6 protein-coding genes are annotated in these 12,728 nt (G+C 64.8%); 4 read left to right on the top strand and 2 right to left on the bottom strand.

The features are described 5' to 3' along the window. The first annotated feature begins 404 nt into the window (after window positions 1-404). Both HFP89_RS05585 and HFP89_RS05580 read left to right on the top strand, forming a co-directional pair. Complete coding sequence (locus HFP89_RS05585; RefSeq protein WP_168716664.1) at window positions 405-1,967, top strand: RHS repeat-associated core domain-containing protein; 1,563 nt, start codon at window positions 405-407, stop codon at window positions 1,965-1,967. Next, on the top strand, window positions 1,964-2,407 hold the full coding sequence (locus HFP89_RS05580; protein WP_168716663.1) for a hypothetical protein: 444 nt from the start codon (window positions 1,964-1,966) through the stop codon (window positions 2,405-2,407). The genes HFP89_RS05585 and HFP89_RS05580 overlap by 4 nt, the downstream gene beginning before the upstream one ends. A gap of 745 nt (window positions 2,408-3,152) precedes the next feature. On the opposite strand, the gene HFP89_RS05575 is transcribed toward HFP89_RS05580, so the two are convergent. Further along, complete coding sequence (locus HFP89_RS05575) at window positions 3,153-3,407, bottom strand: hypothetical protein (protein ID WP_168716662.1); 255 nt, start codon at window positions 3,405-3,407, stop codon at window positions 3,153-3,155. Between the two features lie 357 nt (window positions 3,408-3,764). On the opposite strand from HFP89_RS05575, the gene HFP89_RS05570 reads away from it, so the two are divergent. Both HFP89_RS05570 and HFP89_RS05565 read left to right on the top strand, forming a co-directional pair. Beyond that, window positions 3,765-5,762 carry a TonB-dependent receptor gene (locus tag HFP89_RS05570; RefSeq protein ID WP_206212240.1) on the top strand — a complete coding sequence of 666 codons (1,998 nt, stop codon included), beginning with the start codon at window positions 3,765-3,767 and terminating at the stop codon, window positions 5,760-5,762. A 320-nt stretch (window positions 5,763-6,082) separates the two neighbouring features. Then, window positions 6,083-10,285 carry a PKD domain-containing protein gene (locus tag HFP89_RS05565; RefSeq protein ID WP_168716660.1) on the top strand — a complete coding sequence of 1,401 codons (4,203 nt, stop codon included), beginning with the start codon at window positions 6,083-6,085 and terminating at the stop codon, window positions 10,283-10,285. Between the two features lie 393 nt (window positions 10,286-10,678). Here the strand turns inward: HFP89_RS05565 and HFP89_RS05560 are convergent, their stop codons facing one another. Continuing rightward, entirely contained in the window at window positions 10,679-12,193 is a 1,515-nt protein-coding gene (locus tag HFP89_RS05560; protein WP_206212239.1) for a BCCT family transporter, read from the bottom strand. Between the last annotated feature and the right edge of the window lie 535 nt (window positions 12,194-12,728).

Below are 12,728 nucleotides of genomic sequence, written 5' to 3'. Positions count from 1 at the left end.
AACCAAGAGCCCGGTCACTGTGCCGGGCTTTTTTTTGGTTCCCGCGCGCGTGCTTGTGCAACAAACCATCGCCCCTAACGTGCGCAAAAATTGTTCAAATGGGCCGCACGCGTCAACGCCTCCAGAAACCCAGCTGTTCCCCTTTTTTACGGCTCCCAAAAACTCGGCCGTCGGGGCCTTTTTTCTGGCTTCCGAAAACTCGATCCTCTCGCCCGCGTGGACCGGTCCGGAAACTCGCGCGTAAACGTGTCTGAAAACCCACCGCCTTGGACCTTCTTTCTCGGGTCAGAAAATCCCCCGCGCGTACTGCGTAGATTTCCTAAGGGCAGCCGGGTCGATTTCCTACTGACATCGGGCGGCGGTGCTGGCAGGCTGGGGCCGTCGCGAAGTCAGGGTGCAGCCGATTGTTCGGTACCGACAGGGCCAACGACGCTGAATGGACCGAGGCCCGGCGACCGGTCGCCGGGGTCGGCCTTGAGCGTCTGGAGCGGCTGGGAACCGCGATGTGGTCGGGCATGCTGTTCCAGCATACGGACCACCAGGGCTCGATCGTCGCCTACACCGACGCGAACGGCGCGGTCGTGGCCAGGATGGCGTTCGACCCCTGGGGCCGGCGGTCCGACCCGTTGACAGGGCCGAGTGCGAGCTGGAACGCCTGGGCGAGCCTCGCGCCCCCGGACTGGATCGCCCAGATGACGTCGTTAACCCCGCGCGGGTTCACCGGTCACGAGCACCACGACGACCACGGCATCATCAACATGAACGGCCGCATTTACGACCCGATGCTCGGCCGCTTCCTCCAGGCCGACCCGTTCCTGGAGAGCACGACGACGCTCAACCGCTACACCTACGTCCACAACAACCCGCTGCGATACACGGACCCGAGCGGCTATTTCAGTCTCGGGGATTTCGTGAATATTGGAATGAGCGTGATGATCGCGACGGCGACTGGAGGAGCCGCAGGATCATTGCTCGTAAAGTATGGCGCTATACAGGCCGCCGCGTATGTGGCTGTTGGCGGCGCGGTATCCGGTGCGGTAACCTCTGGAACCTGGAAAGGGGCGAAGACCGGTGCGTTTACGTCGGTCGCCTCATTCGGGATCGGGCGAGGCTTGGCGAATTTCGACTGGGCGCAGGGAAACTTTGTTGGCAAGCTATCGAAGGCCGGTTACGCGGCCAAGATTGTGGCCCACGGCACCGTGGGTGGAATCACGGCGGATATGCAGGGCGGGAAGTTTGGGCATGGGTTTGTCTCTTCAGCTGCCAGCTCGTCCGCCGCTCCATTTATTGGCGCTAATTTTGGTGTTGCTGATGGGGCCGTAGTGAGTGCGCTGATTGGTGGCACGGTTTCCGAGATCAGTGGTGGAGACTTTGCAAATGGCGCTATTACATCCGCGATGCAGTTCATCCTTAATCAGTGTTCAGGCGGCTCTTGCGGCAACTCGGATTCAGATACGTTGACAGAGCATTCAGGGTTCGGCATTCGAAGCAACGTATATTTCATGATGGATAAGGCGATTTCTGCTTTGGGAATCGACGCCGTTTGGTTCCGCGTTGCGGCTGATTTGAACCGAGCGTTTGGAAGTGCACCTGATATCGCGGTGGCGGACTATCTGAATGGGTTGGGCCAAGACTTGTTGTTGCATAATGTCAGAACGTTTGCTCAAGTAATCTCAGGAGGCTGGGCCGGTCAGGGTGCACAGGGGCAAGCTTTGGACTTCGCTCTAGTTGACCGAGAGCAGACTCTAGTGCAGAACTATCTCGATACAAATGAACCCGGATTCTTTGAGCAAGGCCACATCAACGCCTCTTTTTCGTCACCGTTGCGTCTGTCTATGTTTGCGACTAATCCAAGGCTTGGTGCAGCGCTCACTGCTGCTGATGGGGGCGCCGGAATGAATTTCTTTAACCAGGAAAGCAGAGTGAGGCTCGGTCAGTCAATGATGATTTTTGAGAGAAATCGATGATCAAAGACGTGTGCAACAGTTTGAAATATGGCGTCGCGAGACTGTTTGGGTATTCGGTAATCGAAATTTTTCTCTTTACGTTGATTTTCGTCCTTGTCCACTCCATTCGCTTCGGCGAAGGGTTTAATTTTGCCTTTTCTGTGGCAATTTCAAACGTCATATGGAGAGTCATATCATTTCAGTTGCCGGCGCAGTATGTGTTGCTCTTCCTAGCGTTTTCAGCCAAGAAAGAGAGCATTGTTATCTTTGCTGTTTCTGTATTGCTTTCTTTGGGATTATCTGCGTTTCTTTTTGCAGACCATTACGTTAGTTCAATGAGCCTGTATGCTTCGTTTTTTGGATTTCCCAGCGCTGGCTCAGGTATAGGCTGGATTCTGTTGGTTGCTTCTGCACTTAGCTACGTTGTAATGAAGCGCATCTTCCGAAAACCGGATGGTTAAGGAATCTAGCTCTTCAGAAGTTCATATGCTGTGGGGATGGATAGCAGATTAAATTACGTTTGAGGCAGTGCAGGGCATCGCCCCAGATTGCATTTCCACGGTAAGTCCAGCACCGCTCGCGGCAGGTTGGGATTGCGTCCTGTGTGGGCCGCATCTACGCCTCGGTAGTCCGCAACACAAGGGCCTCGACAAGCATCAAAATAGGGTCGATAACTACTCGCAATGCATGGGATCGGCGCCCGGAATTGATCTAGGTTGACGAGACTCCCCTGCGTTTGGTGCGCTAGACGCATGTTTGCCAAAAGCGCAGACACCCATCGACAGGGAACAAAAACCCGGACACCCATGCATTGAGAGGCGAAGATCATTCGCTAAGAAGCGCGGACACCCATCGAAAGGGAAGGCGCATCTGAGTCTGATCACGAGCGCCTTTCCAACAAATGGTTAGCCATCGACCGGCCCGGGGCGCGGGATCGGTCGCCCGGCCTCCCGGGTCAGGCACCAGGGGCAGGCCCGGTGGGAATTTTCCATACACACCCAGGAGGAGGACGGAGCGGGATATGTTTTTCACCACATGATCTGCGGACTGCTAGTGGGGAAAATTCGGGCACCCCTGCATTGAGAGACGACGATCGTTCGACCGGCAGCCAGGAATGCCGCCGTCAAGCAATCAAAATCGATGAAACAACCTCGCTTTGAGCCTGTACGGGTGATTTCGGGTCGCGGAACAGCGGTTCCGCCGATCTCAGGGCACGACAAAACGCTCGGCGAAGCGGGCAGGGGCGTTTTGGAGGGGGCCGGTCTGCCCGAACAGCAATGCAGCCGTGGCGCGGCCTTTCAGGAATTTTCGTCCGAATTCCTGCGAGCGTTCCTTCAGCGCTTGCACCGGTCCCATCACGTTCGGTGCGCGCCGCCGCTGCGGCCTGGACAGGAACTCCACCACGCCTTCGGGACGAGCCTTCAGCCGCTCGAGAATCGGCGGCAGGCGGTCGTCGATCACGCCCTTCTTGCCGTGGAGGATCGCCCGGCCTGTCCGATCGACCCGTTTCAGGGACGGGCAGGACGCGGTCTTGCTGCGGGCGGCGGAATCGACGGCAATGGTCCTGTTTGCTGTGTCTAGCGCAATCGGACACTCGCGTCTGGAGAATTTTCTTCCGAAACGCCAAAACGCGAATGAGAATGATTATAATCGCGCTTCATCAAAAACAGCCCGTGACCCGTACTGACTATGCCAAGAATCAATCCCCTGACCGCCAGCATCGCCCTGGCCCTTGCCGTTTCTTTCTCTCCGCTCCTGGCCGAGGAGCCCAGCGACAATCTTGAGCTTGACGATATCCAGATTCGCGGCGAATCGCAGATGGATCCGCTGCTGCCGCAGAACATGAAGTCGGTCGATGCAGGCCGGGTGTTCTCCGGCAAGAAAACGACCACGGTGGATCTCGACGAGCAGCCGACCTTCGTCGAGCCGAACCTGCGCCAGATGTTCTCGCGCCTGCCGGGCCTGTTCGTCTCCGACCAGAAGATCCCGAGCATCTACAACGTCAACTACCGCGGTCTCGGCGACCCGCACGAGTCGGAGTTCGTGGCGTTCTTCCAGGACGGCATTCCGCTGGCCTCCGACCTGTTCGGGTACGCGACGATCTACTACTTGCCGCCGGCCCAGCGGGTCGAGCGCATCGAGTTCGTACGCGGTGGGTCGGGGCTTCTGTACGGTCCGCAGATCGGCCCGACGCTGAACTTCGTCACCCGTGACGCTGATGCCGATGCCGCGTTCGGCGCGCGCACCGAGCACAGCATCGGGTCCGACGGGTTCTACAGCACCTACAACGAGGCCCGCTGGGGCAACGGGGACTGGGGTCTGATGGCCAGTTACGATCATCGCGAGGCCGACGGCCCGCGCGACAACGAGGACTACGAGGTCGACTCGGGCTACTTCGGCGTGGAGTACGCCGGACTCGAGGGCATCCGCATCGGCTTCGACCTGACGATGTACCAGTCCGATTCCGGCGAAGCCGGCCGGCTCAGCTCGGCCGAGTTCGCGGCCGATCGCGATCAGACGCTGACGCCGTTCAACCGCGTCAAGATCGATCGGACGATCGCTGCGTTGACCTGGGACCAGCAGATCAGTGACGAGGCCACGCTGAACGCGCGCCTGTGGCATTCCTACCAGGATCGCTTCAGCCGCCGTTCGGGCCAGTTCGTCGACCCGGCCGACGAGCCGGCAACGACCAACATCGACCAGCAGGAGTTCACGACGACCGGCCTCGACGCGCGCTTGGCACAGGCCTGGGGCGACGGCCATGCGCTGACCATCGGCACCACGCTGTACCGCACCGACAGCCCGCGCACCCGTTTTGTCAGCGACGATATCCGCTCGGATCGCCAGAATCCGGACGATCTGGTGTTCGACCAGGACCGCGAGATGACCTACAGCGCGGTGTTCGTCGAGAACCTGTTCCGCTTCGGCAACTTCAGTCTGACCCCGGCACTGCGCTACGAGAACGTCAACTACGACCTGTTCGAGAACCTCAAGCGTGCCGATCTCGACCGCGACCCGGTCGATGTCGACAAGGACAGCTCCGAGCTGTTGTTCGGCCTCGGCGGCATGGTGCAGGTCGGCCGTTCCTCGGAGGCCTACGTGAATATCTCCGAGTCCTACCGCCCGCAGCGTTTCGATGACCTGGCCAACCCGACCGCCGAGCTGGCCGCCGAGAACGGTCCGGACATTTCGAAGGCGATGAACTACGAGATCGGTTTCCGCTCCAGCCCGATCAACGGCCTGCTGTTCGACGTCAGCCTGTTCCGGATCGACTTCGAGGACAAGATCGAGCAGATCCAGGTCAACGTCAGCGATGTGCTGCGCATCAATTCCGGCGATTCGCGCCACGAAGGTCTGGAGTTCAGCGTCGAGTACGATCTGTTCGCCAACCGCAGTACGGCCAGCCGGCTGCTGACCTTCTTCAACGGTTCCCTGCTGGACGCCGAGATCACCGAAAGCGTCAATGCCGGCCGGGTCGGCAACACCCCGGCCTTCGCACCGGAGTACCTGGTGCGCGCGGGCTTCATCTACGACACGCCCGTGTTCAACGCGACACTGACGGCCACCCTCGTCGATGAACAGTTCTGGCAGGACTCGAACAGCCCGCGCGGTTCCGGTGGCGACCTGATCGAGGCCGTGATCCCGGCCTACGAAGTGCTCGACTTCAGCGCCGAGTACCGGCTGGGGGAGAACTGGACCCTGTTCGGCGGCATCAACAATCTGCTCGACGAGGACTACTACAGCCGTGTTCGCAGCGACGGCATCGAGCCGGCCGCCGAGCGGACCGTCTACGGCGGGTTCCGCTTCGAGCTCTGAGCCCGGACCCGATCATGCAGCACGTCTTGAGGCGGCCTCGTGCCGCCTCCTTTCTTGTTGCCGGCGACGTGCTCGATGCGCCGGTCGATTCCGGCACGAAGGCCGGGCAGGAACTGCGACGGCGCGGCTGACCGGACCCTCGCCGGCTCGGTGCCGCTCGTCGATGATCTCCCTCGCCGACACGGTCACGGCTCCGATCAGCCCGAAAATCCCGCCGTTCGTCCGCAACGGCGCACCGTTGCAATGACCTCGGAATGGTTCACTGCTACATTCCGTCAGCGACGAAGGGGCTGAAACGGAACGATCAGGGAGAACAGTCCGTGACTGCAACGGTTCGAACGATCCTCGGCCTGCTGCTGGCCATTGTGGGCCCGGGGCTGGTCCCGCAGGCGGTCGCCCAGGTGCCGCCGGTGGTGCCGGCGTTTCCGAACGACCTGAGCTGCACGCCGGGTCAGCTGCTGCACCGCGAAGTCGGCCTCGGCCGGATCACCAACATCGTCTATCACAACCAGGTCCTGTATTCGAACAACGTCGCGGGCAACGCCCGGCGCGAGTGGCGGTTCACCGACCCCTCGGACCCGACCAGCCTGGCCATGATTTCCGAGGACCAGCTCGGCGTCTTTACCGACCAGGGCAACCATTCGCACGCCAAGTCCGGCGACTGGATCATGAGCCGCTGGGGCGCGCGCATCCGGCGGGCATCGCTGGGCGTGAATATCGAAGAGCAGATGCCGGTCGACGAGCGATTCTGGCAGGTCCAGGAATCACCGGCCGGCGGCAGCCTGCACAACATCTACTGGCCGTGGTCGATGCCGTTCAACTGGCTGCAGTACGGCGCCACGCCGGGCCAGGGCCGGCTGTGGCGGGCCGACGAGCTGCTCGCCGAGTGGGAGCCGCTGGCCGACGACGGCGTGGCCGGCAACGGCATCCTGATCGGCAACCTGCTGATCATGGTCTCCGATGCCTCGATGCTCGGCGTGGTCGCCTACGACATCGGCCCGACCTTCAACGACCCGCCCGAGCCGCCGCGCGTGCTCGACAAGCTCACCGGCCCGTTCGGCGCCTACATCGGCGCGGTCTGGGAGAACTACCTGGTGCTGGCCGGGGGTGATCCGCGCGACCTGGTCTATGTCATCGACTACTCCGACCCGACCGACCTGCGCCTGGTCACGACCATGGACCTGGCCGGCACGCCGGCGCTGAACGCCGGCACCAATGTGCCGTACGTCCAGACCCAGGATCAGTACGTGTTCACCCGCCGGCACAAGATCGACATGGAAACCCTCACGCCGGTGCTCGAGCTCGACGAGGTCGGCGACAACCGGCCGGCCGGCAGCGTGTCCGGGCCGCTGGGCGTCAGCCAGTACACCCTTCCGATCGGCAACCTGCTGATCACCGGGGCCTACAGCGCCTCGGGCCGCGACGGCATCGGCGTGTGGTGCCACGACGCCGCGCCGGACCGCACCGCGCCGTACGTCGGCTACCACATCCCGCAGCCGGGCCAGACCAATTATCCGCTCGGCGCGCCGATCAGCCTGCTGATCCACGAGGAGCTGGAGTCCTACACCATTCTCAATGGCGAGACCGTCATCGTCCGACCGGTCGGCGGCACGGCGATCGATGCGTGGATCTCGTTCGCTCACGACGGCATCCTGACGATCACGCCGAGGCAGTACCTGGCGCCCGACACCGAGTACGAAGTGATCGTGGTCCAGGACGGCATCAAGGACGTCGCCAACAACGGCATCGACGGATATTCATTTACCTTTTCCACCGGCACCGAGGTCAGCGCCGGCAACCGTGCGCCGCTCGTCGACGACATCAGCGCCGGCCCGTCGCCGGCCTCGACCGGCGAGACGGTGACCATCGCGGCCAGCGGCTCCGACCCCGAGAACGACCCGATCGAATACCGCTTCAACTACGGCGACGGCACGCCGTACACGGCCTGGGGCTCGGCCAACCAGTTCCAGCACGTCTACACCGCAGAGGGCCACTACGAGGTCAAGGTCCAGGTCCGCGATCTGAAGCCCGACGGCACCCGCTCGACGGTCACCGAGACGGTTACCGTCACCGTCGCCGATCTGCCGACCGGCCCGCTGCCGACCCAGTCCTCGACGATCGCCCTCGACGAGGCGGGGCGCCGGCTGTGGGTCGTCAATCCGGATCACGGCACCGTCGCGCGGCTGGATGCCGACACCGGCGCGCTGCTGGGTCAGACCGACCTCGACCAGTTCAACGAAGAAGCCAGCCGGCCGGTGTCGGTGGCCGTGGCGCCCGACGGCGAGGCCTGGGTGGCGCTGGCCGGCAGCGATGACGTGGTGGTGGTGAACGCCGCCGGCGGCATCGTCGAGCGCATCGACACCGGCTTCGGATCGTCGCCCCAGGCCGTGGCGGTCCGGCGCGACGGCGGCAAGGTGTTCGTCTCGACCCGGGGCGGTGCCGGCAGCGAGCCGGGCCACGGCCGGCTGCTGCGCTTCGACCGCGCCACCCGCGCGCTCGACGGCGCGGTCGATCTCGGTCCGTCGGCCGGCGCGATCGCGATCACCGGCGACGGCAGTCGGGTGTTCGTCGCCCGGTTCCTGTCGGCCAAGGACTACGGCGAAATCTGGGAGATCGACGGCCACGCGATGAGCCTGACCCGCACGCTGGCCCTGTGGCGCGACCGCGGCCGCTCCGGCATCGATGCCGGCGGCTCCGACGGCCCCGGCGTGCCCAACCATATCGCCGGCCTCACGCTCAGCCCGCAGCAGGACTGGCTCTGGTACACCGGCCTGAAGATGGACACCAACCGCGGGACCTTCTTCGACCAGGGCGTCGGCAACAACCTGCCGCTGGCGCACGATTCCACCGTGCGCGCGGTGCTGGGTCGCTTCGACATGAACGATGCCTCCGGCGAGCCGCGTGAGCCCGGTCGCGCGTCGACCGGCCCAGCGCGGGGCCGGATCGACGTCGACAACAGCGAGTCACCGTCGGCGCTGGTGTTCTCGCCGCGCGGCGACTACGTGTTCACCACGCTGCAGGGCAACAACGCGGTGGCCGCGCTCGACGACCTGCAGATCCGCGCCGGCGGCGGCCGGACCACGCTGTGGCGCGTGACCACCGGCGGCGCACCGCGCGGCCTGGTGTTCGACCCGGTGACCGACTCGGTCTGGGTGCAGAACTTCACCGGCCGCACGGTCAACCGGGTCGAACTCGGCGAGTTCCTGGCCACCGGCGACCGGACCCTGCCGAACACCAGCTTCACCAGCGTGACCGACGAGCCGCTGCCCGGCGACGTACTGGTCGGCAAGCGGCTGTTCTTCTTCGCCGGCAACGACCCGCTGGGCCAGAACCCGATGAGCTTCGAGGGCTACATCTCCTGCGCCAGCTGCCACCAGGACGGCAGCCAGGACGGCCGGGTCTGGGACTTCACCCAGCGCGGCGAGGGCTTCCGCAACACCACCGACCTCAGAGGCCGCGCCGGCATGGTGCACGGTAACGTGCACTGGTCCGGCAACTTCGACGAGATCCAGGACTTCATCATCGACATCGTGTTCGAGTTCGGTGGCCTGGGTTTCCTGGCCCCGGGCCAGACGCCGAACCCGTCGCTGGGCGCGCCGAACGCCGGGCGCAGCGTCACGCTCGACGCCCTGGCCGCCTACGTCGCCTCGCTCGATCGCACGACGATCCCGCGCAGTCCGTATCGCGCGCCGGACGGCAGCTTCACCGCCGAGGCCGTCGCCGGGGCGGGGCATTTCCAGGCGCTGGGCTGCGCCGACTGCCACGACCCGGTCTCCGGCTATACCGACAGCATCGTCGGCCCCGCGCTGCACGACGTCGGCACGATCCGGACCAGCTCCGGCTTCCGGCTGGGCGATCCGCTGACCGGCATCGATACGCCGACCCTGATGGGCATCTGGGAAACCCCGCCGTACTTCCACGACGGATCGGCGGAGACGCTGGCCGACGTGTTCACGGTAGCCGGCGGCACCCAGTACGAGGCCGAAGACGCCCAGCTGGGCAGCGCCGAGGTCGTCAACTTCAGCCACATCAACCAGGACTCGACCTTCCACGGCGACATCGTCCGCTTCAACGGCGACGGCGCGACCGTCACCTTCAACGGCGTCGACGGCGGCAGCGGCGGCGTCGGCGCGGTGGAACTCCGCTACAGCGCCGGCCGGAGCGGCCAGCTGTCGGTGATCGTCAACGGCACGCCGGCCGGCACCGGCGCCATCGTCGACGACCCGACCCGGCTGGAGTGGCTGCGGCTGCGCTTCGAGAATGTTCCGCTGAACGCCGGCACCGCCAACACCGTCGTCGTGCGCCGCGACGAGTACGCTTCGAGCAACGGCCCGTTTCTCGACAACGTCGTGGTGACCACGTCGGATCATCTCGACCGTGCCCAGGTCCACCGCGTCGCGCAGACCTTGAGCGCCGCCGAACAGGACCAGCTGCTGGCCTACCTCCGTTCGATCGACGGCCGTGACCTGAACGGCAACCTGGCCGAACGCGGGCTGATCTTCCGGGACGGGATGGAGAACTGACCCGACCCCGGCGCTGGATCGGGGGTCCGTTGGAGGCCGCTTGCGGGCGAAGGGTGGCGGGATCGGTTCGCGCGCAAGCGCCCTCCAACAGACGGATCAGCGCCGGCGTCAAAACGAAGGCCTGTTGGAGGCCGCTTGCGGGCGAAGGGTGGCCGGATCGGTTCGCGCGCAAGCGCCCTCCAACAGACGGATCAGCGCCGGCGTCAGATCGAAGGTCTGTTGGAGGCCGCTTGCGGGCGAAGGGTGGCCGGATCGGTTCGCGCGCAAGCGCCCTCCAACAGACGGATCAGCGCCGGCGTCAGATCGAAGGCCTGTTGGAGGCCGCTCGCGGGCGAAGGGTGGCCGGATCGGTTCGCGCGCAAGCGCCCTCCAACAGTCGATCAGCGGTTGCCGCTACTCGTCCGGTGCCGCGATGTCCTCGGCCTCCGGCACGCCCTCGACCCGAGCATCCATCCACAGCACCCGCAGCAGGCCGATTGCCGCGGCGATCAACAGCAGGCTCATCGGCAGGGCCATGGCGATGGCCGCCTGCTGGATGGCGGACAGGCCGCCGACCAGTAGCAGCGTGGCGGCGACCGCGCCTTCGGAGAGCGCCCAGAACAGTCGCTGCGCGACCGGAGGGTCGGGGTGGCCGCCGGAGGTGACCATGTCGTCGACCAGCGAGCCGGAGTCCGACGAGGTGATGAAGAAGATGATGATCACCAGCGTGGCGAACACCGTGCTGACGGACGCCCACGGCAGCTGTTCGAGCAGCAGGTGCAGCGCGATCGCGGCATCGTCGATGACCTGCGAGGCCAGCGCCAGCCCCTCGCTCTGCTGCAGGTCCAGTGCCGCGCCGCCGAAGGTGGACATCCAGCCGAAGGTCACCAGCGTCGGCACGATCAGCGCGGCCAGGATGACCTCGCGCACCGTGCGGCCCTTGGAGATGCGGGCGACGAAGATGCCGACGAACGGCGACCAGGAAATCCACCAGCCCCAGTAGAACAGCGTCCAGTTCGTCTCCCACTCGCTCGGCGCGCCGAGGCCGACCTCGAGGCTCATCGTCGGCAGTCGCTGCAGGTAGCTGCCCAGTGATTGGAAGAACGTGGCGATGATCGGCAGCGTCGGGCCGACCGCGAACACGAACACCATCAACACCGCCGCAAGCGCGATGTTCAGGCCCGACAGGCGCCGGATGCCGCGCTGCAGTCCGGACACCACCGAGATCGTCGCCACCAGCGTGATCGCGCCGATGATGGCGACCTGCACGCCGGTGCCCGTCGGTACGTCCAGCGAACGCGACAGGCCGGCGTTGATCTGCATCGCGCCCAGCCCCAGCGAGGTGGCTACGCCGAGCAGGGTGCCGACCGTACACAGGATGTCGGCGGCGTGGCCGACGGGGCCATAGATCCGCTTGCCGAGCAGTGGCCACAGCACCGCGCGCGGCGCCAGCGGCAGGCCCAGGCGGAAGTGCCCGTAGCCGATGCCCAGCGCCAGCACCAGGTAGATCGCCCACGGGTGCAGGCCCCAGTGCAGGAAGGCGTAGGTCATGCCTTCGCGGGCCGCGGCCGCGGATTCCGGGTCGGCACCGGGCGGCTCCAGGTAATGGCTCAGCGGCTCGGCCACGCCCCAGAACACCAGCCCGGTGCCCATGCCGGCAGCGAACAGCATCGCGAACCAGGCCGGGTACGAGAACTCGGGACGGGAATCGGGATCGCCCAGGCGAAGGCGTCCTGCCGGCGTGATCAGCAGGACCAGCGCCATCACCAGCAGCGCCGAGGCCAGCAGCATGTAATAACCGCCGAAGGTCGCCGTGACCCAGCCCTGCACCGACTCGAAGGTGCCGGCCGCCCACTCGGTGAACGCGCCGCCGATGAATACGAACAGCATCACCAGCATCGCCGAGCCAAAGAACACGGTCGGCTGCATGCGCTCGAACGGGCCGAATTGTTCGGAAAGATCCTGCTGCATGGATGCGGCGCAAGCGCCGGTTCCTGCGGCGAGTTCGGGTTCACACTACCAGAGCGCGGTGCTCGGACCGGAAACGTCCCGGGTTACAGCAGATGAAGGCGGATGAACGCCGATTTGCGCGCGAACCGGCCGTGCCACCCTTCGCCCGCAAGCGGCCTCCAACAGCAAGAACCCGCGACCGCCCTTGATCCGTCTGTTGGAGGGAGCTTGCTCGCGAACCGATCCGGCCACCCTTCGCCCGCAAGCGGCCTCCGACAGGAAGAACCCGCGACCGCCCTCGATTCGCCTGTTGGAGGGCGCTTGCGCGCGAACCGGCCGTGCCACCCTTCGCCCGCAAGCGGCCTTCAACAGGAAGAACCCGCGACCGACCTTGATCCGTCTGTTGGAGGGCGCTTGCTCGCGAACCGATCCGGCCACTCTTCGCCCGCAAGCGGCCTCCAACAGGCTTCCGATTCGGCGCCATCGCTGAATCACCTGCTGGAGGGCGCTTGCG

The organism is Wenzhouxiangella sp. XN79A, assembly GCF_012272825.1.
Classification (GTDB): domain Bacteria; phylum Pseudomonadota; class Gammaproteobacteria; order Xanthomonadales; family Wenzhouxiangellaceae.
The sequence above is the reverse complement of the archived record's forward strand: the minus strand, read 5'-3'. Positions and strand labels throughout refer to the sequence as shown.

Coding starts and splice junctions, on each gene's coding strand:
- HFP89_RS05580 (WP_168716663.1), top strand. CDS start 1,964: ATGATCAAAGACGTGTGCAACAGTTTGAAATATGGCGTCGCGAGACTG.
- HFP89_RS05570 (WP_206212240.1), top strand. CDS start 3,765: ATGGATCCGCTGCTGCCGCAGAACATGAAGTCGGTCGATGCAGGCCGG.
- HFP89_RS05560 (WP_206212239.1), bottom strand. CDS start 12,193: ATGCAGCCGACCGTGTTCTTTGGCTCGGCGATGCTGGTGATGCTGTTC.